This is a genomic window from Burkholderia sp. BCC1047 (genome assembly GCF_902833155.1).
GTDB lineage: Bacteria > Pseudomonadota > Gammaproteobacteria > Burkholderiales > Burkholderiaceae > Burkholderia > Burkholderia sola.
In genome coordinates, this window is sequence record NZ_CADFEH010000008.1 from 79,584 (window position 1) to 102,865 (window position 23,282).

At 65.7% G+C, this 23,282-nt stretch carries 22 protein-coding genes; 9 read left to right on the forward strand and 13 right to left on the reverse strand.

Annotated features, from left to right (window positions below; genetic code table 11):
- Window positions 1–2 precede the first annotated feature (2 nt).
- Window positions 3–1,037 (reverse strand): TRAP transporter substrate-binding protein, encoded by a 1,035-nt coding sequence (locus HWX55_RS11235; RefSeq protein ID WP_175975634.1) that lies wholly within the window; start codon window positions 1,035–1,037, stop codon window positions 3–5.
- Between the two features lie 280 nt (window positions 1,038–1,317).
- Window positions 1,318–2,226 carry a LysR substrate-binding domain-containing protein gene (locus tag HWX55_RS11240; protein WP_069617946.1) on the reverse strand — a complete coding sequence of 303 codons (909 nt, stop codon included), beginning with the start codon at window positions 2,224–2,226 and terminating at the stop codon, window positions 1,318–1,320.
- 113 nt (window positions 2,227–2,339) lie between these two features.
- Between HWX55_RS11240 and HWX55_RS11245 the strand changes: the two genes are divergently transcribed.
- Together HWX55_RS11245 and HWX55_RS11250 are read left to right on the forward strand one after the other, a co-directional pair.
- Window positions 2,340–3,278 (forward strand): 2-hydroxyacid dehydrogenase, encoded by a 939-nt coding sequence (locus tag HWX55_RS11245; protein ID WP_175975635.1) that lies wholly within the window; start codon window positions 2,340–2,342, stop codon window positions 3,276–3,278.
- A 64-nt stretch (window positions 3,279–3,342) separates the two neighbouring features.
- Window positions 3,343–4,707, forward strand: a complete 1,365-nt coding sequence (locus tag HWX55_RS11250; protein WP_175975636.1) for an MFS transporter — start codon at window positions 3,343–3,345, stop codon at window positions 4,705–4,707.
- A gap of 27 nt (window positions 4,708–4,734) precedes the next feature.
- On the opposite strand, the gene HWX55_RS11255 is transcribed toward HWX55_RS11250, so the two are convergent.
- Complete coding sequence (locus tag HWX55_RS11255) at window positions 4,735–5,703, reverse strand: LysR family transcriptional regulator (RefSeq protein WP_050012775.1); 969 nt, start codon at window positions 5,701–5,703, stop codon at window positions 4,735–4,737.
- Window positions 5,704–6,063: 360 nt separating this feature from the next.
- Here HWX55_RS11255 and HWX55_RS11260 point away from each other — a divergent pair, with 360 nt between their 5' ends.
- From HWX55_RS11260 to HWX55_RS11275, 4 genes are all read left to right on the forward strand, one after another.
- Complete coding sequence (locus tag HWX55_RS11260) at window positions 6,064–7,236, forward strand: HPP family protein (protein WP_175975637.1); 1,173 nt, start codon at window positions 6,064–6,066, stop codon at window positions 7,234–7,236.
- A 120-nt stretch (window positions 7,237–7,356) separates the two neighbouring features.
- Window positions 7,357–7,770 (forward strand): helix-turn-helix domain-containing protein, encoded by a 414-nt coding sequence (locus tag HWX55_RS11265; RefSeq protein ID WP_050012872.1) that lies wholly within the window; start codon window positions 7,357–7,359, stop codon window positions 7,768–7,770.
- Window positions 7,771–7,784: 14 nt separating this feature from the next.
- Window positions 7,785–9,572: a chloride channel protein gene (locus HWX55_RS11270; RefSeq protein WP_175975638.1), complete on the forward strand. Its 1,788-nt coding sequence runs from the start codon at window positions 7,785–7,787 to the stop codon at window positions 9,570–9,572.
- A gap of 435 nt (window positions 9,573–10,007) precedes the next feature.
- Window positions 10,008–10,340, forward strand: a complete 333-nt coding sequence (locus HWX55_RS11275; protein ID WP_006482964.1) for a hypothetical protein — start codon at window positions 10,008–10,010, stop codon at window positions 10,338–10,340.
- A gap of 98 nt (window positions 10,341–10,438) precedes the next feature.
- Here the strand turns inward: HWX55_RS11275 and HWX55_RS11280 are convergent, their stop codons facing one another.
- Complete coding sequence (locus HWX55_RS11280) at window positions 10,439–10,759, reverse strand: pyrimidine/purine nucleoside phosphorylase (RefSeq protein ID WP_006478890.1); 321 nt, start codon at window positions 10,757–10,759, stop codon at window positions 10,439–10,441.
- Between the two features lie 173 nt (window positions 10,760–10,932).
- On the reverse strand, window positions 10,933–11,835 hold the full coding sequence (locus HWX55_RS11285; protein WP_175975639.1) for a LysR substrate-binding domain-containing protein: 903 nt from the start codon (window positions 11,833–11,835) through the stop codon (window positions 10,933–10,935).
- Window positions 11,836–12,017: 182 nt separating this feature from the next.
- On the opposite strand from HWX55_RS11285, the gene HWX55_RS11290 reads away from it, so the two are divergent.
- The 3 genes from HWX55_RS11290 to HWX55_RS11300 all read left to right on the forward strand — a co-directional run bounded on the left by HWX55_RS11290 (window position 12,018) and on the right by HWX55_RS11300 (window position 15,354).
- Complete coding sequence (locus HWX55_RS11290; protein ID WP_175975640.1) at window positions 12,018–13,202, forward strand: M20 aminoacylase family protein; 1,185 nt, start codon at window positions 12,018–12,020, stop codon at window positions 13,200–13,202.
- Window positions 13,203–13,245: 43 nt separating this feature from the next.
- Entirely contained in the window at window positions 13,246–14,571 is a 1,326-nt protein-coding gene (locus HWX55_RS11295) for an MFS transporter (protein WP_175975641.1), read from the forward strand.
- A 240-nt stretch (window positions 14,572–14,811) separates the two neighbouring features.
- Window positions 14,812–15,354, forward strand: a complete 543-nt coding sequence (locus tag HWX55_RS11300; protein ID WP_175975642.1) for a cysteine hydrolase family protein — start codon at window positions 14,812–14,814, stop codon at window positions 15,352–15,354.
- Between the two features lie 40 nt (window positions 15,355–15,394).
- Here the strand turns inward: HWX55_RS11300 and HWX55_RS11305 are convergent, their stop codons facing one another.
- The 8 genes from HWX55_RS11305 to HWX55_RS11340 form a co-directional block, all read right to left on the reverse strand.
- Window positions 15,395–15,895: an AAA family ATPase gene (locus HWX55_RS11305; RefSeq protein WP_175975643.1), complete on the reverse strand. Its 501-nt coding sequence runs from the start codon at window positions 15,893–15,895 to the stop codon at window positions 15,395–15,397.
- 3 nt (window positions 15,896–15,898) lie between these two features.
- On the reverse strand, window positions 15,899–16,372 hold the full coding sequence (locus tag HWX55_RS11310; RefSeq protein ID WP_175975644.1) for an NUDIX hydrolase: 474 nt from the start codon (window positions 16,370–16,372) through the stop codon (window positions 15,899–15,901).
- A 42-nt stretch (window positions 16,373–16,414) separates the two neighbouring features.
- The gene (locus HWX55_RS11315) at window positions 16,415–17,344 is read right to left on the reverse strand and encodes an aminoglycoside phosphotransferase family protein (protein WP_175975645.1); all 930 of its coding nucleotides are present in this window, start codon (window positions 17,342–17,344) and stop codon (window positions 16,415–16,417) included.
- 486 nt (window positions 17,345–17,830) lie between these two features.
- Window positions 17,831–18,937 (reverse strand): porin, encoded by a 1,107-nt coding sequence (locus tag HWX55_RS11320; RefSeq protein WP_175975646.1) that lies wholly within the window; start codon window positions 18,935–18,937, stop codon window positions 17,831–17,833.
- 62 nt (window positions 18,938–18,999) lie between these two features.
- A complete protein-coding gene (locus tag HWX55_RS11325; RefSeq protein WP_050012789.1) occupies window positions 19,000–19,419 on the reverse strand; it encodes a DoxX family protein in 420 nt (139 codons plus the stop codon).
- Between the two features lie 176 nt (window positions 19,420–19,595).
- Complete coding sequence (locus tag HWX55_RS11330; protein WP_175975647.1) at window positions 19,596–20,873, reverse strand: cytochrome c; 1,278 nt, start codon at window positions 20,871–20,873, stop codon at window positions 19,596–19,598.
- A 2-nt stretch (window positions 20,874–20,875) separates the two neighbouring features.
- Window positions 20,876–22,495: a GMC family oxidoreductase gene (locus tag HWX55_RS11335; protein WP_089489433.1), complete on the reverse strand. Its 1,620-nt coding sequence runs from the start codon at window positions 22,493–22,495 to the stop codon at window positions 20,876–20,878.
- Entirely contained in the window at window positions 22,495–23,001 is a 507-nt protein-coding gene (locus tag HWX55_RS11340) for a sugar dehydrogenase complex small subunit (RefSeq protein ID WP_050012792.1), read from the reverse strand. The genes HWX55_RS11335 and HWX55_RS11340 overlap by 1 nt, the downstream gene beginning before the upstream one ends.
- Window positions 23,002–23,282 lie beyond the last annotated feature (281 nt).

Here is a 23,282-nt window from a genome sequence, read left to right on the forward strand (position 1 = left end):
GCTCAACCCCGCGCGGCGGCGATCGCCGGAAAGAGCGGCGCGGTGGCCGGATACTGCTTCGCGAACGCCACATACAGGCGGTCTTGCATCGTCTGCCGCAGCGCCGCGCGCTCGCCCTCGGCCAGCGGGTGAAACGCCATGCCGCGCTGCTTCAGCGCCTGCTCCGCCTGCGCGGCCTTCTGCGCGGCAATCGCGCGCTGCGGCACGGTCGCGTCGGCCACCGCGCGGTCGAACGCCGGTCGCAGGTTGGCCGGAATCCGGTCGAGCGCACGTCGCCCCATCACGACGGTCATCGCCGCGAATACGTGGTGCGATTGCCAGCACGACTTCACGATCTCGTCGAAACGGCTCGCGAGCACCGTGGCGGGATCGTGTTCGAGGCCGTCGACGACGCCCGTCTGCACGGCCATGTACAGCTCGCCGAACGGGATCGGCGTCGGCACCGCGCCCATCGCCTTGAAGGTATCCATGAACGCGGCCGTCGGCAGCACGCGCAGCTTCGTCCCCTTCAACCCGGGCAGCGCCGTCACCGGCTGCTTCGTGAATACGCAGCGTCCGCCGAAATGCGAGCCCCAGGTCAGCACCGAGCAACCCGCGCGCTTTTGCAGCAGCGCGTTCAGGCTCGTGCCGACCGGGCCGTCGAGCGCCTTCGCGACGTGCGCGTAGCTGTCGAACAGGTAGCCGAGATCGAGCATCCCGAGCTCCGGTGCGATCGTGGCCCAGATCGACGAACCCGCGATCATCATGTCGATCGCACCGATCTTGACCTGCTGCACGACGTCGCTTTCCTTGCCGAGCTGGCTGTTCGGAAAGTAGTCGACCCGAATCGCATCGCCGACGCTCGCCTTCAGGTTCGCGGCGAGACGCTGGTACCACACGTAGTGCGCGGCGTTCTGGTCGGCCGGCATCGACGACGAGCAGCGCAGCGTGACCGCCGGCTGCTGCTGCGCGCGCACGGTTTCCGGCAAGCTGCCCGCGGCCGCGAGCGTGGCGGCGGACGCCGTCTGCAGAAAGCGCCGCCGGGTATAGGTACTCATGAGCCGTCTCCTTTGCGAGTGCGTCTCGCGACGCAACTATATCGATTTAGTGTATCGATACAGTAATACGACGACCGATGAGAGAAAAATGAGGGTTTCCCCTGTCCGGGGTGAAATGATGGGTGGTATGCGGGTGGGGTTCCGGCGCAATTTTGGATGAAAGATCGCCGTTTTTCGTGCGTTTCAGACGTCGCCGACATAATTCGAACCGACAGGCCGAATCGTCAGACGACAGACTTTTTAGCGCCCTCGAACGCTCCGCTCATGCAAGCAAGCGCCGCTAAACGCCCGCGTCGTCCGGGCTGCCGGTCAGAAACCGCTCGACCATCGCGTTGAACACCGGCAGCGCCGGATTGTCGTTGTCGGCGCGCCATGCGAGATACAACTCGGCCGCCACATTCGCGCCCGCCAGCGGCCGGAACACCACGCCGTCCACATGAAGCTCGCGGGCCGACGCCGGCACCAGCGCCGCGCCGAGCCCCGCGCGTACGAGGCCGAGGATCGTATGCGTCTGGCCGACGTAGTGCAGGTAGTTCGGCAGCCGCCCGGCGCCCGCGAACATCCCCGAGATCATGTCGTGGAAATACTTGCCCTCGTTCGGCGAATACGCGATGAACGGCTGCCGGTCGAGCTCGTCGGGGCCGATCTGCGCGTAGGCCGCGAGCGGCGCGCCTTCCGCGACCGCGACGAGCATCGGTTCGCGCTGCACGAGCCGGTATTCGAGCGGCTGGCGCGCGGCGCGCTGGCGGACGAAACCCGCGTCGAGCATCCGCGATGCGAGCGCGTCGATCTGCACGGTCGACACCATCTCGCGCAGTTCGACGTCGACGTCCGGCAACGCATGCGCGGCGTGCGCGAGCAGCACCGGGATCATCCGGTACGCACTGACGGCCGTGAAACCGAGCGTGATGCGCCCGGCCCCGCCGTGCGCGACGCGCTGCGCGGCCTGCTCGGCGCGCGCGGAGAATTCGAGGATGTGCCGCGCGTCGCGCAGGAAGCGTTCGCCGGCCGCGGTGAGGCTGACCTGCCGGCTGCTGCGCTCGAGCAGCGCGATGCCGAGCGCATGCTCGAGCAACTGGATTTGCCGGCTGAGCGGCGGCTGGGTCATGAAGAGCCGCCTGGCCGCCCGGCCGAAATGCAGTTCCTCGGCAACCGCGACGAAGCAGCGAAGCTGGTGCAGTTCAATCATTCAAATCTTGAATCAATCGATAGTCTTTTGATGTTAGACCGATATCGATGCGATTTCTATACTCGGTTCCACCTGATGCGCGACCCACGTCGCGCACGACGACCGAGACCTTCATGACCATCGACATCCTGCTGACGCAGCCGCTCCCCGACACCATCGACGCCGAACTGTCCGCCCGTTACACCGTGCATCGACTGTATGCGGCCGAGCAACCGGACGCGCTGCTCGATCGCGTGGCGCCGCGCATTCGCGGCGTCGTGACCGGCGGCGCGAACGGCCTGTCCGCCGCACTGATGGACCGGCTCGCCGCGCTCGAGATCGTCGCGATCAGCGGCATCGGCACCGATGCGGTCGATCTCGACCGCGCGCGGGCGCGCGGCATCCACGTGACGACCACCCCGGACGTGCTGACCGACGACGTCGCCGACATGGCGCTCGGGCTGATCCTCATGACGCTGCGCGACCTCGGCGCCGGCGAGCGGATCGTGCGCGCCGGCCGCTGGGGCAAGACGGCCCAGCCGCTCGCGACGCAGGTCACGGGCAAGCGGCTCGGCATCGTCGGGCTCGGTCGCGTCGGGCGCGCGATCGCGCAGCGCGCGCAGGCGTTCCGGATGCCCGTCAGTTACTTCGGCCCGCGCGAGCATCGCGACAGCGGCTATCGCTTCGTGCCCGACCTCGCCGCGCTCGCGCGCGACAGCGACGTGCTCGTGATCGCGGCGTCGGCCGATCACGGCAACGTGATCGTGACGGCCGACGTGCTCGCCGCGCTCGGCCCCAAAGGATTCCTGATCAATGTCGCGCGCGGCAAGCTGGTCGACGAGGCCGCGCTCGTGCGCGCGTTGGCCGACGGCACGATCGCCGGCGCCGGGCTGGACGTATTCGCGAACGAACCGCACGTGCCGGCCGCGCTGCTCGAACTCGATCGCGTGGTCGTGCAGCCGCACCGCGCGAGCGCCACGCACGAAACGCGCGAGGCAATGGGCCGCATCGTGCTCGCGAACCTCGCCGCATGCTTCGCGGGCGAGCGCCCGCCGACCAGCGTCACGCGCTGAGCGCGGCACGCCCCTTCCCGTTACAACACCGATGCCTTCGCACGACGAAGGCCAGGAGACATGCATGTCCAATCGATCCAGCGGCGCTGCGCTCGCCGCATCGTCCGCCGCGTCGCGCACGATCGGCCGCGTCCGTTATGCGGTCCTCGCGCTGATTTTCGCGGTCACCGTCGTCAATTATGCGGACCGCGCGACGATGTCGATCGCCGGCACCGGCGTCGCGCACGACCTCGGACTCACGCCCGTCCAACTCGGCATCGTCTTCTCGGCGTTCGCGTGGGCCTATGCGATCGGCCAGATTCCGGGCGGCTGGCTGCTCGATCGCTTCGGCGCGCGGCGCGTGTACGGCCTGAGCCTGTTGCTGTGGTCGATATTCACGATGCTGCAGGGCACGGTCGGCGGGTTCGCCGTGCAGGGCGCGGCCGCGACGCTCGCGCTGTTCGTGATGCGCTTCATGCTCGGCCTGGTCGAATCGCCGGCGTTCCCGGCCAATTCGCGGATCGTCGCCTGCTGGTTCCCGACGGCCGAGCGCGGCACCGCGTCGGCGCTGTTCAATTCCGCGCAATACATGGCCGTCGTGCTGTTCACGCCGGCGATGGCGTGGCTCACGCATGCGCTCGGCTGGGAACACGTATTCCTGTGGATGGGGCTGCTCGGCATCGCGCTCGCCGCGCTGTGGTTCGCGTGGTATCGCGAACCGCACGGCCACCCGCGCATGACCGACGCGGAGCGCGACTACCTGCGCGCCCACGGCGCGCTCGTCGATCTCGAGGCGAACCGCGTGCGCGAGCGGCCGCGCGCGTCGTGGCGCGACGTGTCGCAACTGTTCCGCCACCGTAACCTGTGGGCGATCTACATCGGCCAGTACTGCATCACGGCCCTCACCTACTTCTTCATCACGTGGTTCCCGATCTATCTGATCAAGGGACGCGGGATGACGATCATGGAAGCCGGCTGGGTCGCCGCGCTTCCGGCGATCTGCGGGTTCACGGGCGGCGTGCTCGGCGGCCTGCTGTCGGACTGGCTGATCCGGCGCGGCATGCATCCGTCGCGGGCGCGCAAGACGCCTTTCGTCGCGGGGATGGCGATGGCGACGCTGCTCGTGCTCGCGAACGGCGCATCGTCGAACGCGGTCGTGATCGCGCTGATGACGATCGCGTTCTTCGGCAAGGGACTCGCAGCGGTCGGCTGGGCCGTGCTCGCCGACACGGCGCCGGAAGGCATGGTCGGGCTGAGCGGCGGCGTCTTCAACGGGCTCGGCAACATCGCCGGGATCGTCACGCCGCTCGTGATCGGCTACTTCGTCGCGAGCACGGGTTCGTTCGCCGGCGCGTTGTGGTTCGTCGCCGCGCACGGGCTGATCGGCATTGCCGCGTACACGTGGCTCGCGGGCCGCTTCGAGCGGATCCGCATCGCGCCGGCCGCATGAACGCCGCGGCGGCGCGCACGCGCACCGTTACGCGCGCTGGCGGCCGGCCGGCGCGTGCTCGGTCGTCAGCCGGTCGAGTTCGCGCAGATCGTTTTCCAGCGCGGGCGTGAGCGTCGTGCGCAGGTGATCGAGGAAGGTGCGGATCTTCGCATCGAGATAACGGCGCGTCGCATAGACGGCATAGACGCTCACCGTCTGCAGCCGGTATTCGGGCAGCACGCGGATCAGGCGCCCTTCGCGGATATCGTCGAGCACCGTATACAGCGCCACGCACGCGATCCCGCGTCCGGCACGCACCGCGACGCACAGCGCATCCGGCACGTTGACCTGGAACGGCGCCGGCTGCAGCGCGTAGACGGTCTCCTCGCCGTCGCTGCGTTCGAGCCGCCATTCGCCGGCCGGCGACGCGGGCGTGTCGAGGCGCAGACACACGTGGTTCGGCAGCTCGTCGGGCGTCTGCGGCGTGCCGTGCCGCGCCAGGTATTCGCGCGACGCGACCAGCACGCTGCAGCTCGTGCCGCAGGTCTGCGCGACATAGCCGGAATCGGGCAACTGCGACGCGGTCACGATCGACACGTCATAGCCCTCCTCGACCAGATTCGGCATCCGCTGCGCGAGCGTCAGCTCGACCGACACGTCGGGGTTGTCCGCCTGGTAGCGCACGATCGACGACACGACATGACTCTGCCCGAGCCCCGTCATCGCATGGATGCGCATCTTGCCGCTCGGCCGCAGCAGCGCGTTGCGCGCCTCCGCGTTCGCGTAGTCGAGTTCCGCGAGGATCGATTTCGCGCGCTCGAAATAGCGTTCGCCGCTTTCGGTCAGGCCGAGGTGGCGGGTCGTGCGATGCAGCAGGCGCGTCTGTACGTGGGCTTCGAGGTTCGAGACCGCGCGCGACACCTGCGCGGTGGTCGCGTCGATTTCCTTCGCGACCGCAGTAAAACTGCCGGCTTCGACAACGCGCACGAACAGGCGCATGTTTTCGAGCATGTCCATTGAATTGGCTTGGGGAGAGTCGGTGGGGAGGCGTCGGCGGCGCTCGCGTCAGAGGGGCAACGGAACGCGGCCGCGAACCGCGTCGAATCGATCACCGTGCCGGGGAGAAGGCGGGAGAGCGGGCATCGAGGACAGGGTTCTGGCATGACGGGGGAATTGACTGCGCCGAATTGTACGCCGCTGCAGACAAATTTGCGCGGTGAGGCGCGCGCAAGCTCTCATGCGATGAAAGGATTTTGCAAGACTTGTACGTCGTGCGCGTGCAACGGCGTGATGCGGCGCGGCAATTTATATCACAACACGATATAATTCGACGCTTGTCACCGCGCCCCGGCGCCGTCCTTTTACCGCTCACCATCCATGTCGTCAGGCTTCTCCCCGTCGCGCCGCACGTTGCGGCAATGGCTGCACAGTTTCATTCCCCATCCGATGACCCTCGGCTGGCGCGAGCGCCTGCGCGCGTGCGCCGGCGCGCTCGTGGGCATTGCGACGGTCGGCGTCACGATGCGGCTGCTGCCCGGCGTGCCGGGCCTCGTGCCGCTGCTCGTCGCGCCGATGGGTGCGTCGGCCGTGCTGCTGTTCGCGGTGCCGGCGAGCCCGCTTGCGCAGCCCTGGTCGATCGTCGGCGGCAATCTCGTCGCGGCGACCGTCGGCGTCGCGTGCGCGCAATGGATCGCCGATCCGATCACGGCCGCCGCGGTCGCGATCGCCTGCGCGATCGGCGGCATGTTCGCGCTGCGCTGCGTGCACCCGCCGTCGGGCGCCGTCGCGCTCACCGCGGTGGTCGGCGGCCCGGCGATCCATGCGCTCGGCTTCGGCTTCGTGCTGCAGCCGATCGCGCTGCAATCGGCGATCCTGCTGTCGGCCGCGCTCGTCTATCACGCGCTGACCGGGCACCGCTACCCGCACGGCGGCGTGCGCCCCGAAGCGAAACCGCAGGCGGGCGCCGCACCGGCGCGCGGCGGCTTCACGCGCGACGACCTCGATGCGGTACTGAAGCGCCGCGGCGAATGGCTCGACGTCGATCCGGACGATCTCGAAACGCTGCTGCGCGAAACGGAAATGCAGGCTTATACGCGCACGTTCGGCCAGTTGAAGTGCGCCGACCTGATGACGAAGCATGCGATCGAGGTCGCGCCGTCGACGTCGGTCACGGCCGCGCTCACGCTGCTCGACCGCCACCGCGTGAAGGCGCTGCCCGTGGTCGACGGCGAAGGCCGCCTCATCGGCATCGTCACGCGCGCCGACCTCACGCGCCAGTTGCGCCATCCGGCCCCGCTGTGGCAGCGCCTGTCCGCGCGGCTGCCGCAATCGTTCGGCGGCCAGCCCGCGAGCGTCGCGTCGGTCATGACGCGCGACGTCGCGTCGGTGCCGGAAACGATGCCGATCACCGCGCTCGTGCCGCTGTTCACGCATTCGGGCCACCACCATATTCCGGTCGTCGATGCATCACGCCGGCTCGTCGGCATCATGACGCAGACAGATCTCGTCACGGGCCTTTATCAGCAGACCCAAATGCTCGAAGCCGCGTAGCGCGCACCACATGTAGCCGCCGGCGGAACGCGGAATGCAGCCTTTTCGCCCGATTTCGGCCATTTATATCACGTTGTGATATATTTATCGTCACCGCAACCGACTGCCCGAATGACCTCGATGACCGATACCCGACGCGCACTGACGAAAAGCGATTTCCAGCAACTGTCCGAGTTCCGCTACCAGATGCGCCGCTTCGAGCGCTTCTCCGAACGCGCCGCGCAAAGCGAAGGCGTGACGCCGCTGCAATACCTGCTGCTGCTGCACATCAAGGGTTATCCGCATCGCGAATGGGCGACCATCGGCGAACTCGCGGAACGCCTGCAGGCGCAGCACCACGGCGTCGTCGCGCTGGTGACGCGCTGCGAAGCACTCGGGCTCGTGAAGCGCAAGCCGAGCGAAGCCGACCGCCGCCAGGTCGAAGTCCACCTCGAGCCGGCCGGCGAAACGCTGCTTGCCCGTCTCGCGGCCATGCATCGTGCCGAGCTGAAGTCGCTCAAGGGCACGTTCCTGGTTCCCCAGATCGATTACTGACCCTTGCCACTCCGATGAACGCACCACACAAACGCGATTTCTCGACCAACGAACGCCTGCCCAGGATCGCGTTGCTCGCCGCCGGGATCGGCCTGCTCAGCACGCTCGCCGCATTCGTGCTGTTGAGCCTGATCCGCCTGTTCACGAACCTGTTCTTCTTCCAGCAACTGTCGTTCGCCGACCATTCGCCCGCGAACAACACGCTCGGCGCCTGGGTGATCGCGGTCCCGGTGATCGGCGGGCTGATCGTCGGCTTGATGGCGCGTTTCGGTTCGGAGAAGATCCGCGGCCACGGCATTCCGGAAGCGATCGAGGCGATCCTGTTCGGCAAGAGCCGGATGTCGCCGAAGGTCGCGATCCTCAAGCCGCTGTCGTCCGGCGTCGTGATCGGCAGCGGCGGCCCGTTCGGCGCCGAAGGCCCGATCATCATGACGGGCGGCGCGCTCGGCTCGCTGATCGCGCAATGCGTGCACGTGACCGCCGCCGAGCGCAAGACGCTGCTCGTCGCCGGTGCGGCCGCCGGCATGACGGCCGTGTTCGGCACGCCGGTGGCCGCCGTGCTGCTCGCGGTCGAACTGCTGCTGTTCGAATGGCGTCCGCGCAGTTTCCTGCCGGTCGCGCTTGCGTGCGCGGTGGCGGGCTTCGCACGCGCGGTGTTCTTCGGCGTCGGTCCGCTGTTTCCGCTGACGACGGCCGCGCCGACGCCCGTCGCGCTGCTGTCGTGCATCGTCGCGGGCCTGCTGTCGGGCATGCTCGCGTGCGGCCTGTCGGCGGCGCTCTATCGCGTCGAAGACGCATTCGCGAAGCTGCCCGTGCACTGGATGTGGTGGCCGGCGCTCGGCGCGATCGTGATCGGCGTCGGCGGCTGGCTCGAGCCGCGCGCGCTCGGCGTCGGCTACGACGTGATCGGCGACCTGCTGCACCAGCACATCGCGCTGAAGATCGCGCTCGCGCTGCTGATCGTGAAGGCCGTGATGTGGGTGATCGCGCTCGGCTCGGGCACGTCGGGCGGTGTGCTTGCCCCGCTGCTGATGCTCGGCGCCGGTCTCGGCACCGTGCTGTCGCCGGTGTTGCCGGGCGGCGATCCGGCGTTGTGGCCGCTCGTGTGCATGGCCGCGACGCTCGGCGCGACGCTCGGCGCCCCGCTCACCGCGATCGTGTTCGCGTTCGGCCTCACGCACGACGCCAACGCGCTGCTGCCGCTGCTTGCGGCGACGCTCGTCGCGCACGGCTTCGCGACCATCGTGCTGAAGCGCTCGATCATGACGGAGAAAATCGCACGTCGCGGCTATCACATCTATCGCGAATACGGCGTCGATCCGCTCGAACGTCATGACATCGGCGAAGTGATGACGTCGGCCGATCGGCTCGTCGCGGTCGACGGCGCAACGACGCTCGATACCGTCGAAGCGCAATACTTCGGCGCGAAGCAGACGCACCGCGCGTATCCGGTCGTGCAGCACGGGCGACTGCTCGGCCTCGTCGATCGCGCGATGCTCGATGCGCAGCGCGCGCAGGCCGACGCCGACACGCCGATCTCGGACGCGTTCGCCAACCGCGCACCGGTCGTCGCGCTGGCGCACGAAACGTGCCGCGTCGTCGCGTCTCGCCTCGCGATGCTCGGCCTCGAACGCCTGCCGGTGGTCGCCGACGAACAATCGCTGCGCGTCACGGGCATCGTGTCGCGCAGCGACCTGATCAAGCCGGCGCTCCAGCACTTCGACGACGAACAGAAGCGCGAGCGCTTCCGTCCGGTCGTTCCGGTCAACCTGCGCGACGTCGGCTCGCGCAAGGCCGGCTGACACAAACCGCATGCGCGGCGTTCGCCCGGCCGCGCCTCGCTTCCCCGCCGCCTTCCTGCGTTTAAAGTTGGTTAACAATTCGGCAGACGAAAGTTTGTCATCATGGTGCTCATGCGACGGGGCCATCCATCAGCCATTCCACTTCGTCATCAGATAAAGCGTCGCGGCGCGGGATGCACCGACATCCCGCCAGCCGCGGCCGTCACTTCACCACACCACGATCGGGCAGCGCGCGGACCGCGCCACGCATGACGTCGAACCGTACACGACGCATGCCGCGCCGCAGCAACCTGCGCAGCATCCGAGCCGCCATTTGGCAAGCGCGTTAACAACTTGTTTCGGAATGGTCGGAACCGTGCGTGCAGGATGGAATCTCACTTGCACGCAGCATTGCTGCGCATCCCACTCAATCAATCACGACTCGAGGGAGATAACGTGAACGTGAAATACTTACCGCTCATCGCATTGACCGTGGCAATTTCTGCTCATGCCGCCGAACCTGCCGTGCAGAACGTGGGACAAAGCCAGAAAGACGCGCCCGACGTGTCGGCGTGCATCGCCAAGACCTGGGCCGACAAGTCGCAACAACAGGTGATCTCGCAGAACGTGCTGGCCAACGGCCTCGCGACCGACGTGTACGCACCGGGCCAGCAGCCGCCGAACGGCGCCGCCGCGATGGTTCGTCCGTCGTGGAAGCCGGGTGCGAAAACGTGGGTCGGCGTGCGTGGCGACGCAGCGTCCGCCGGCGACATCAACGCCTGCCTGTAATGCAGTAACGAGAACAGGCGCTTCGGACGGCCTCGCGCCATCCGCTTGCGACCAGCCCCGCTTCGGCGGGGCTTTTTCTTTGCTGCGCGGGAAGCGCGTTACAGATAGCTGCAGACGTAATCGAGCGTCTCGAGCACTTCGATGTCGAAGCGGCTCTTGCCCGGCACCGAGAACGATTCGCCGGCGCCGTAGGTCTGCCATTCGCTGCTGCCGTCGAGCTTCACGCGGCACTTGCCGGCCTGCACTTCCATCAATTCGGGCGCATCCGTGCCGAAGTTGAGCGCGCACGGCAGGATCACGCCGAGCGTCTTGCGCGTGCCGTCCGGGAAGAGCACGGTATGCGACACGCACTTGCCGTCGAAATAGACGTTCGCGCGCTTGACGACCGATACGTTGTCGAATTGGGTTGCACTGGTCATGGGATGCCTCTGATTGCTGGATGCCGGATGGCGGTGTGGTTGGCGGCCGGCCGGAGCGGCGGGCCGGCCGCTATGATACCGGCTCGCGCAAGGTGCGCCCGAATGGCGTGCGGCCGGCACATGCCGGGCCCATGATCGTCAGGATCACTACGTGATCCTTGCGGGGCGCGCGCTCACCTCAATCCCTTGCGTCGCGCGGAATCGCGCAGGCAATCGAGCAGCATCGCCGCGGCCGGCGTCAGCGGGCTGTCGCGGCGCGTGACGACCTGCACCGATACGCCCGGCAAGCGCTCGCGGATCGGCAGCACCGCGAGCTGATCGCGCGCCCACTCGCCTTGCAGCAATTGCTCGGGCATCGACGCGATCAGGTCGCACCCGGTCATCAGGCTGTGCGCGAGACCGAAGCTCGGGCACTCGACGACACGCGCCGGCACCGGCAACCCGTACGCGACGAACGAGTTGAACAGTACCTGCGTGGAGCTTTCCGGCGACGGATTCATCAGCCAGTCGGCCTCGACGAGATCGGCAAGCGACGTGGCCGACGCGAGCGGATGCCCTTTGCGCGCGACGATCAGCGAGCGACTCGCATAGAGCTCCGCATGATCGAACTCGGCCGCCAGCAGCTCCGGCACGACGACGGCCACCGCGAAATCGAGCGAACCGTCATGCAGGCGCGGCAGCGCGACGCCCGGAAACCCTTCGACCAGATTGACGCGCACCACCGGAAAGCGACGCCGGAACGCGCGAAACGCGTCCGGCAGGATCGTCACCGCCGCCGCCGGCGTGATCGCCGCCGCGACGGAGCCCGTCATCGCGCCCTGCGCCTGCTCGATGTCGTCGCGGGCGCGCTGCATTTCGGCGACGATCAGCCGCGCGCGCACCTGCAGTTGCTGGCCGAACGCAGTGAGCTGCACGCCGCGCGCGGTGCGCACGACGAGCGATACGCCGAGCGCGATCTCCAGCTCCTTGACCGCCTTCGTCAGCGCGGCCGGCGACACGTTCAGGCGCCGCGCGGCCGCGCGAATGCTGCCTTCCTCCGCGGCGGTGACGAACGCTTTCAGCTGATGGTATTTCATGGCGGCAATACGTGACCCGGGGAAACCCTGTGCACCGCGCCGCGCAGTGGTTCAGGGTATTCCCGAGCGGCAACCGGCGGTGTGCACCAAAGCAATTTAGCAGCTTCTGGTACGCAAAAGAAATTTATATGCTTGGTCGTCATATGCGCGTCAAACGCCCCACCCGCCCCACTGGAGAGACCATGCTGCAAGCCGTGAACCCCGTCATCCCCGGCATCGCCGCGATCGCCCCCGAGCTCGTCGAGGTGCGCCGCCGCATCCACGCCCATCCCGAACTCGCATTCGAAGAAACGCGCACGAGCGACCTCGTCGCCGAGCTGCTCACCGGCTGGGGCTACGACGTGCATCGCGGCATCGGCAAGACCGGCGTGGTGGGCGTGCTGCGCGAAGGGCAAGGCGCGCGCACGGTCGGGCTGCGCGCCGACATGGACGCGCTGCCGCTCGCGGAAACCACCGGCCTGCCGTACGCAAGCCGCCACGCGAACAAGATGCATGCATGCGGCCATGACGGCCACACCGCGATGCTGCTGTGCGCGGCGCGCCACCTTGCGGCCACGCGCCGATTCTCCGGCACGCTGAACCTGATCTTCCAGCCCGCCGAGGAAAACTTCGGCGGCGCGAAGGCGATGATGGACGACGGCCTGTTCGATCGTTTCCCGTGCGACGCGATCTTCGCGATCCACAACATGCCGGGCCGCGCGGCCGGCGACATGGCGTTCCGCACCGGCGCCGCGATGGCGTCGGCCGACCGCGTGACGATCACGCTGCGCGGCGTCGGCGGCCACGGCGCGATGCCGCATTTCGCGCGCGATCCGATGTCGGCCGCGGGCAGCATCATGGTCGCGCTGCAGACGATCGTCGCGCGCGAGGTCGATGCGCAGCATGCGGCCGTGATCACCGTCGGCAGCGTGCAGGCCGGCGAGACGTTCAACATCATTCCCGAAACCGTCGTGATGAAACTGTCGGTGCGCGCGCTGAACGCCGACGTGCGTGCGCTGCTCGCGCGCCGCATCGAAGCGCTCGCGAAGGGGCAGGCGGAGAGCTTCGGCGTCACCGCGGAAGTCGACTACGACTACGGCTATCCGGTGCTCGTCAATCACGCGGAACCGACCGCGTTCGCGGCCGACATCGCGCGCCAGATGCTCGGCGCCGAACACGTTGAAACCGAAGCCGCGCCGCTGATGGGCAGCGAGGATTTCGCGTTCATGCTCGAAGCGCGCCCCGGCTGCTATGCGTTCATCGGCAACGGGATCGGCAGCAAGGGCGGCTGCATGGTGCACAACTCCGGCTACGACTTCAACGACGACATTCTCGCGATCGGCGCGAGCTACTGGGTCCGTGTCGCCGAAGCCTGGCTCGCGGCCTGACGGCCCTTCACCACGCAGTTTCGTGCTTACCCGGGGGAACCCCATGGAAACGTCCGCCCTTCCGTTCGCCGGCACGCCGGTCGACGCCCGCGCCGCCGCGAAGAAACGCCGGCTGATCGCGGCCGCCGCCGTCGGCAATGCGCTCGAGTTCTACGACTTCACGGTCTACAGCTTCTTCGCAATCCTGATCGGCAAGCTGTTCTTTCCCGTGCATTCGTCGTTCGGACAACTTATGCTCGCGGTCGCAAGCTTCGGTGTCGGCTTCGTCACGCGTCCGCTCGGCGGGCTCGTGATCGGCATGTATGCGGACCGCGCCGGCCGCAAGAAGGCGATGATCCTCACGCTGCTGCTGATGGCACTCGGCACCGCGACGATCGCGGTCGCGCCGACCTTCGCGCAGATCGGCATCGCCGCGCCGCTGCTGCTCGTGCTCGCGCGGCTGCTGCAAGGGTTCGCGTCGGGCGGCGAAGTCGGTGCATCGACGACGCTGCTGCTCGAACAGGCGCCGCAGCATCGTCGCGGCTTCTATGCGTCGTTCCAGTTCTCGAGCCAGGGGCTCGCCGCGCTCGCGGGCGCGCTCACCGGCGTCGCGCTGACGTCGACGCTGACCGCCGCGCAACTCGAAAGCTGGGGCTGGCGCGTGCCGTTCATCATCGGCACGCTGTTCGTTCCGCTCGGTTACTGGCTGCGCCGCACCGTCGAGGAAGTCCCGGCAGCGGCGCCCTCGCCCGCCGCCGCGCACGACGAACCGGTTGCGTCGCTGCCGCTCGCCGATGTGCTGCGCCATCACGGGAAGGCCGTGTTCGCCGGCCTCGGCGTGACGATCGGCGGCACGTCGATCCACTACATCATCGTGTTCTACATGGCGATCTACGGCGTGCAGGTGCTGCACCTGCCGACGTGGCTGTCGATGACGGCCGGCTGCGTCGCCGGCGCGATCCTGATGCTCGTGACGCCGATCGGCGGCCACCTGTCCGACGTGTACGGGCGCAACCGGATCGTCTGGTGGACGCGCATCGCGCTGATGGCCGCGATCTACCCGGCGTTCATCGCGCTGAATCGCTGGCCGGGCGCCGTGTCGCTGCTGTCGATCATCGCCGCGCTGTCGATCGTGCATGCGGTCAACATCGGTGCGACGGGGGCCATGCTCGGTGAGTTGTTTCCACGTGCGGTGCGTGCGACGGGCGGTGCGCTCGTGTATAGCGTCGGCGTCGCGATCTTCGGCGGCTTCGCGCAATTCTTCGTCACGTGGCTGATCGCCGCGACCGGGAATCCGAATGCGCCGGCTTGGTATGCGATCGGGTGTGGCTTGTTCACGCTGCTCGCGATTCGTTGTATGGACGAGAAGGCCGGGAAGGCGCTGGACTGAGCGGTGGCGCGATGCGCGGTACGTGAAGCGCCATTGACGTCGCGCGCGCGCATCGGGCATGATTGATCAATGCACAATGCCACGATCACTCTTTCGACGACCACGCGCACGGCCGCCTTCGGCGGGCCCGTGCAGCGAGTGCGCGCAAGATCGTAGCGTCACCGATTCCCACAGGCCCCGCCGGTTCCGGACGGGGTCTTTTCGTTTCTCCGTCTGCATCGGCCACTCAGGAGAAACGCAATGTCCGAAGCCCCTTCCCCGAAACGCGCGCTGCTCGTGATTGACATGCAGGTCGGGTTGTTTCATGGCGATGATCGTCCGCATGATGGTGAACGTGTGCTGGCCAACATCAATCGGCTGATTCGCCGCGCGCATGAAAGCGGTGCGCCCGTGTTCGCCGTTCGTCACACCGGGCCGGCCGGCTCGCCGATCGCGCCCAATGCGCCGCTGGCCGCGCTGCTGCCGGAGCTTGCGATCGATACCGCACGCGACATCGTGTTCGACAAGACTCGCCCGAGTTGCTTCGCGGGAACGCGACTCGCCGAGTGGCTGCAGGCGGCTGGTATCGGCGAGATCGTGATTGCGGGGATGAAGACGCAGTACTGCGTCGATACGACGTGCCGTGCGGCCGGCGATCTCGGGTTTCTCGCGGTGCTCGTGGCCGATGCGCATACTTGCATGGATACGCCTGCGCTGGCAGCCGAGCGGATCGTCGCGCATCACAATGCGACGCTTGGCGGACCGTTTGCGGTGCTGACGACGACCGAGGCCTGCGTGTTCTGACGCACGGCGCCGATCGGATCAGCGCAGGCCTGCAATAGCGTCAGCAGAGACCTGCCATACGTATTGCTTCAATGCTCGACGATGTGTCGCGGACTGAAACGACCTTCGTCGAAAGCACTGCGTCAGCGGACAGAAAATCGCTGAGCCGCTTGTCGAAGCGGAACGAAAACTTGGTCAATTCGATGGTGTTCCGGAAGGTCTCCCTAGGTAACTTTCCGGTCACCGTCGCCCCGATGAAGCGCTTGATCAGGCGTATCACGCGCACACGGAACGGGACTTCGACCTTCAAGATTAGTGAACACTCGGCAAGCAGCGGATACATTCGCTTGTCGTACGCGCCTTCGACGAACCAGCCGGCTTCGGCGATGATCGTCGCGATAGCGTCAGCCATCGCCTGATCCGAGTTCTTCACGTACTCTTCACCGCTCTTGTCCCAATAAACGTTGTCGAATTCATACGCGTCAGTATCGAACCTCCGAGCCAACTGCCGAGCGATAGTCGTTTTCCCCGCACCCGACGGGCCTACGATGCAAACCTTCATGTTTCAGTCTCTGTTCAACCGCTCATGTTGATGCTCGCGCATGAAGTGTTTCAGCATGGGTAAGAAGAAATCGTGGCCACCGATCAGCGTGAATTCCGCTCCAAAAAGTGGAACCCACTGGAAGCTGAATTCAATGGGTTCACCACCGGAACCCGGATCGCTCTCGAAATGCGCCCAATGCGCCTTCATTGCAATGGCGTCGCTCACCATGACATGCACGACATGCCGGTGCTGAATCTCGCTTCTTCCGAATTTCTTCATCGAATAGAAGTAACAGCCGAGAACATGCACGACTTGAGCGTCGCCGATACCGCTTTCCTCGCGAAGCTCGCATAGCGCGGCGGCTATTGGCAGTTCTCCGTGATTCATCGTGCCGGCAACCACTTGCCTCCCGGCTTCCGGGAACTTGGGTTGCGTGAAAACGAGTAGTCTATCCCGCCATGTAAGATAAACGAGTACCTTGTTTTTGATTTGCACGGTCACTGTTCCGACAAGAATCGCCCAAACCCCGACAACGCTTCAACTGACAATCAATTGCAACTCGCGGACCACCTTGCACAGCGTCTGGATCGCCGTTGATCGAAATGCATTCGCGTTATCGAGCGGTGTGTTCTTATCCGTCCAGGCGATGGCCGCCAAGCACTGCACGCCGACATAGTAGAGAAATTCCGTTCGTGGTACCGGCTCACCGTACGTCGCCTCCCAGCCCGCAAGAAAGGCGTGGCACAGCACTTCGTCGGAGAAATCCATGTCCACCCAGACGATCTTCGCCAGATCATAGGCCGCGTCCCCAATACGCGCGGCCTCGAAATCCAGGATTGCGGACACGTGATCGTCCGAGTCGACCAGGATATTTCTTCCGATGTAGTCGCAATGCAGCAAGCGGATATCGGACGGCACACGCAGATCAGCGCCGAAATGACGAAGTCTATCCAGCTGAACGCGGTATTCCGGGTAGCCAGGAGCCGTCTGGTTCAGGCGCGACAGCCACTTCGAAACCATCCCGTCGAGATGAACACGCCATTCGGCAGGACGCTCCAGCCTCTCGTCACGCTGCTGCCAGAACTTCATCCCCATCAGGCGCGATGGCGTGATTGCGCGATGAAGTTGCGCTAAAGCAGAACCTGCGGCCGCGGCGAGCCGAAGCTTCGTTTCCTGCTCCGCATTTTTCAGAACATGATCGAGGCGCTTGCCTGAAATAGCGCTCAAGACGACGATCGCATACTCCCCCCAAGCGGCCTTCTCCAATATTTTCGGTGCGAAAGAATTCGCTTCGAGTGCTTCGAGGATTTCACAGTGCCGGTCGAAAGCCGTTCTGTTCATCGTGGCCTTGACGAATACCTTTCCGCGCGCGGTATGCGCCTCGGCGACGAATGCGCCATCCCGCTCGGCTACCAAGCCAAGGTTGTCGGCTCGGATGAGTTTTTGCAACGCAGACAAATCTTTCATAGAGCAAGGTCCCGCATCACGTTTCCCGAGCGTATCAGACGACACAACGATCAATGAGTCGGCGAAGCATACGCATCGGTTTCGTCGCAGTCAAAAGGCACAGACCTAGTCTGAGCAGTTGGAGTAAACGTGGACCTGATTACACGGCGCTAGGCCAGCAGTGTCATCGCCGAGCTTCGGGGCGGATGTCAGCCAGAGAAAGCTGCCGCCGCCGTTTCGCAGACTTGTGACATTGGAGTGATTTGCTTTGGAATGTACGGGGCGGTAAAACTTGAACGAATGTAAATTTACCGAGCGCCCCTTGCTGATCGCTCGATGCGTCATACCGACTTTCGAGAACAGGACGGGTCTCGAAGCAGCAGAAGAGCCCTTGTTGAGACCATATCGCATCATCACGGACAGCGCCGATACGGGACGCGCCGTAAACGCAAAAAGGCACGGACCTTCACCGCCCGAGCCTTTTTCACCAACACAAACCGCCCGCACTCAGAACGTATGCATCATCCCCACATACGCGCCCGTCTGCGACTCGCCCGTTATCGGACTCGTCCCCGACGTCGCATCCCGCGGCGTCGCGAGCAGCGAGAAGTTCGAATTCCCGCCGTTACGCGCATACGCGACCGTCCCATACAGGAATGTCCGTTTCGACAGGTTGTACGTGGTGCCGAGCACGTACATGATCGCGTGGCCCGACGGATCGTGCGATGCGTCTCCACCGCCATCACCCACCTTCACGTAATATCCGCCGCCCGTCACCGCCCACTGCGGCGTCGCCGAGTAGGTCGCACCAAGCCAGTAGTGATCCGCACGATCGGCGACACCGGCCGGACTGTCCGGCGCCTGATAGTGCGTATACGCGCCCTGGATCTTGAACTTCGACACCTTCACGTTCGCGCCGACGAAGTACTCGCGCGACGCGGTGAAGATATTGCTGAACTTGCCGTTGTTATCGCGCAGCTCGTCATAGATGCCGCGCACATCAAGCACCGGCGAGTGGTACGAGATCATGATCCCGTCCGAGCGGCCGAAATCGTCGGCCGCGCCGTAGTTGAAGCCGCGCGACTGGTTGCCGAACGCGTATTGCGCCTGCACGTCGAAGCCGCCGATCACCGGGCTGTGATATTCGATGTTGTTGCTGCTCTGCTGCCAGTTGCGGCCGCGCACGAGCGACGCCGACGAAAACGCCTGCTGGACGAACGGATCGAATTCCCACACGCCGTCGCTGTCGATGAACAGGTTGCGGCCGGCCTGCAGCTGGCCCCACGTGTTGCTCTTCAACCCGACGTACGCGCGCCGCGACCACATGCGCCCGCCGCCCGTCTGGCCGTTCATCACCTGGAACGCGGTTTCCAGGTTGAAGACCGTCGACATCCCGCCGCCGAGATCCTCGACGCCTTTCAGCCCGAACATGCTGGTGCCCCAGTCGCCGCTTTCCGCGCTCCAGCGCGTTCCGCTGCCGCCGTTCGGCTTCGCGATGTGGTTCAGGTATTCGATGCCGCCGTCGATCCGGCCGTACAGCGTGACGCTCGTCTGTGCAAACGCAGCCGCCGGCGTGGCGGCCGCAATCAGCCATGCGAAGTATTTGAGTCGCAAAATGATGCCCCCTCGAAGTCTCGACCGTCCGTCGCGCGCCCCATGCACGCGCCTCGGGTCGCTTATCCGCGATCGATCGAAAAACGTCCGGGGCCGGCCGCGCAGAGCGCAAGCAAGCCGCCCGAGATCGCGATGTTCTTGTAGAAATGAATCATGTTGTTGATCTGCTCGCCGCCCGTCATCGTCCAGTAGTGGTGGCCGATGATGCCGGTGCCGATCGTATACAGCGCAAGCAGCAGCGCAAGCGGCCGCGTCTGGAAACCGACGAGGATGGCGATCCCGACGAACAGCTCCATCACGACGGAGATCGCCGCGGAGATGATCGGAGCCGGCGCGCCCTCGCTGCCCATGAACGCGATCGTACCGGAGAAGTCGATAATCTTCTTCCAGCCGAACATCACGAACAGGATCACGAGCAGGATTCGGGACAGCAGTAGCAGCACATCGCGCTGGGACGCGAGAAACGGTTGATTCGGTGTCATGGTGTGATCAACGAAAACGATGCGCGCGCAACCGCACGCACCGGATTGCCTGTGAACCGGAGCGAGCGGCCCAATCGCGCCGCCCGCCCCGCTCTGCAACAACCGGCATCGGGGCCCGCCCGATGTGCTGTGCTCCTCCTCTTTTACGTTGTCGCCCTGCTTCGTCGCGTGCCGCGTCAGCGCAGCTTCGCGACGTCCTGCTCGGTCACCTTCGCGGCCGGATTGCCGAACTGTCCGGTCACGTAGTTCGTCAGCGCGGCGATCTGCGCATCCGACAGCTCGTGGCGGAATGCCGGCATCCCGACGTCCTCGCTGCCGGCCTTGCGCTGCACGCCGTTCAGGATCACCTGCACGAGGTTGGTCGGATTCGGTGCGCCAACCGTCGAGTTGTGGAACAGCGGCGGGTAGTAACCGTCCGGCGTGCCCTTGCCTTGCATCTGGTGGCAGGTCGCGCAGTTGCCGAGATACAGCCGCGCCGGATCGATGCCCGACGACGCGAGCGCGACGCCGCGCAGCTTCAGGCCGTCCTCGGCCGGTTTGCCCCACGACGAGCGCGACTGCTTCGCGTCGCCGCTGGCCACGGCCGGCACCGTCCGGATGTACGTCGCGATCGCGCCGATGTCGGCTTCGGTCATCTTCGAGAAGCTGTGCTCGACAGCCTCGGCCATCGGGCCGGCTGCCTGCGCAAGGCCCGGCACGCTGCCGGTACGCAGGTACTGCACGAGCTGCTGCTGCGTCCAGCCGCCGATCCCCGCGTTCGGGTCGGACGTGATGTTGTAGCCGTCCCAGCCCGCGAGCACCGAACCCGACAGGAAGCTGCCGCCGGTTTCGTCGAGCGACTTCTCCTGCATCGCGATGCCGCGCGGCGTGTGGCACGTGCTGCAGTGCGCGAGGCCCTGCACGAGATACGCGCCGCGGTTCCACTCGGCGCTCTGTGCCGGCTTCGGCTGGTAGACGCCGTCCTTCAGGAACAGCCAGTTCCAGATCTTCAGCGGCCAGCGCATGCTCAGCAGCGCGGGGATCTCGTTCTTCGGCGGCGCCTGCTTGACCGGTTCGACGCCGTGCATGAAGTACGCGTACAGCGCCTGCACGTCGTCGTCGTTGATCTTCGCGTACGACACGTACGGCATCGCCGGATACAGGTTGGCGCCGTTCTTCGACACGCCGTGCCGCACCGCGCGCTCGAAGTCGTCGAACGTCCAGGTGCCGATGCCGGTGTCCGGGTCGGGCGTGATGTTGCTCGTATAGATCTTGCCGAGCATCGGCACCGGCATGCCGAGCCCGCCTGCGAACGGCTTGCCGCCCTTCGCGGTGTGGCACGCCATGCAGTCGCCCGCGACCGCGAGGTATTCGCCGCGCTTGATCTGCGCCGGATCGGCCGAATCGGCCGCGCGTGCGAGGCCGGGCAGCGCGAGGCAGCCGGCGAGGAGGAAGGTGAGAGTAGATTTCCGCACGGTCAGACTTCCTTCTTCAGCGTGTCCGACATCCGCAGCGCGAGCGCCGCGATCGTCAGCGTCACGTTCACCGTACCGACGGTCGGCATCGTCGAGCTGCTCGAGATGAACAGGTTCGGATGGTCGAACGTGCGGCAGTCCTTGTCGACGACCGAGTCGCGTGCATCCGCGCCCATGATCGTCGCGCCGGTGATGTGGTTGTTCGGCGCGAACTCGTCGTTGAAGACGACGTCGGTGCCGCCGAGCACCTTCGCGGCCGTCGCGTAGACCTCGCGCGTGTGCACGGCGCCGCGCTTCACGTAATCGTCGATCGCATACGTGATCTCGGGGCGCGGGATGCCGACCGCGTCGGTGGCCGTCTTGCTCGGCACGATGCGGTTCTCGGGCTGCGGCAGGATTTCGTGGAAGCAGTCGAACTGCACGTAGCGCGCGGAACGGTCGCGGATCTGCGCGTCGAGCTCCTCGTGCTTCATCAGCTTGCCGGCCTTGAAGATCTTCTGCGTCTCCTGGTTGATGCGCGACATGTTCGACAGGTGGATCTTCTTCGCGGCTTCGGTCGCACGGAACGGGCCGTCGCGGAAACCGATCAGCGACGTCATCTCCTGCGGGCCACGGCCCGGCCACAGCTTCTCGTTCGCGTAGAACGACACGCCGGTGCCCGGATGGTCCATCAGGTTGCGCCCGACCATGTCGGAACTGTTCGCGACGCCGTTCGGGAAATCGCGGTTCGCGGACATCAGCAGGATCTTCGGCGTCTCGATGCCGTTCGCGGCGAGCACGAAATACTTGCCCTCGACGCGATGATCGGCGCCCGTCTTGTCCTTGTAGATCGCGGCGACGATGCGCTTGTCCGGCCCGGTCTCGAGCTTGTAGACGACCGCGCTGTCGATCAGCTTCGCGCCGGCCTGCTCGGCCTTCTCGACGTGAACGATACCGTTGTACATCGCACCGATCGGGCATATCGGCATGCAGTTGTTGTTCCCGCAACAAGTCGGCCGGCCGTCGTACGGGCGGCTGTTGCGCGCGACGGGCTCGGTCACCACGTGGAACTTCGGGTCATAGCCGTTGAGCGCGCTCTTGATGGTCTGCTCGTTGAACGACAACGGCAGCGGCGGCATCGGGTATGCCTGCTTGCGCGGCGAGTACAAATCTTCCTCGGGGCCCGGGCCCCACACGCCGAGCTCTTCCTCGGCGCGCTGATAGTAATGCTCGAGGTCGTCGTACTGGATCGGCCAGTCGCGACCGACGCCGTACACCGTCTTCATCTTGAAGTCGTTCGGGATGAAGCGCCACGCCGACGCGGCCCAGTGCCACGTCGTGCCGCCCACCGCGCGGATGTACTGCGAGTTGAACTTGTGCTCGCCCTTCAGGATCAGGTAGTCGTTCGGCGGGCCGTATTCCGGATGCGGCGCCCACGGGCTCGACGGGTACGGCGCCATGAAATCGGTCTTGTCGGGCTGGTTGCGAAAACGCTCGACGATTTCCCAGCGCGGCATGCGCGGGCCGGCTTCCAGCAGGATCACGGACTTGCCCGCCATCGCGAGCTGGTGTGCAACGATCGCGCCGGCGACACCCGATCCGACGACGACGATGTCGGCTTTTTGCGTATCGGTATCGGCCATCAGGCTTGCCTCTCGATCGGTTTTTCGGCCCAGAAGCCGGGTTTGTTGGGGCAATACGAAGGGATCACGAGGGTATCGGACACCACGCTGAACATTAATGCTTCTTCGTAGGTAATCACGACGTTGTCGACGATGCCGAGATACCACGCGCCGAGAATCGTCAATGCGAGCGATTCCTGGTCGGGATTCAGCGAGCCGGATGCGAGCGCACCGGCGAGTTGCGACAGGCTGTCGGCCGTCTTGAACGAGCCCTTCTGCAGTGCCTGCAGATAGCGCTCGCCGGTGACGCGGCTCAGCCCTTTCTTGCCGGTCAATGCTTCGGAAAGCGTCATGAACGTATCGAGCGGCGCGGTGGCCGGATCGTCGGCCAGGGCCCGCAACGCCAGCGAGCCGGTGAGGCCCGCCGCCGTCAGCGCCAGTGCGCCCTGCAGCCATTGACGCCGCGTGATGCCGGTTACGGCTGCGTCGTTGTCACGACGCGATTGGGGGGTGTTGTCGTTGTGCATGTTTCCTTCTCTCGAACACCGGATTCGGGAAAACCACGCTTGATATTTCTCAAACATTGGCGCGGCCCTGAAATGTACGCGCACAAATCGGATCGAACAATCTTTTTATAGTCCATTTAATGTTCCGCAATCCGCGACAATCGATATTTCGCTGCAATTTTGTGTCGTCGGCGCGACAAATCTGCGGCGGGCACGCCCGTGTCGCGCGCCGACCACACACTGCACCTGCACGCCGTGCTGCGCGCGCGCGGCGGTCGGTTAGAATCCCGTGCAATCAAACA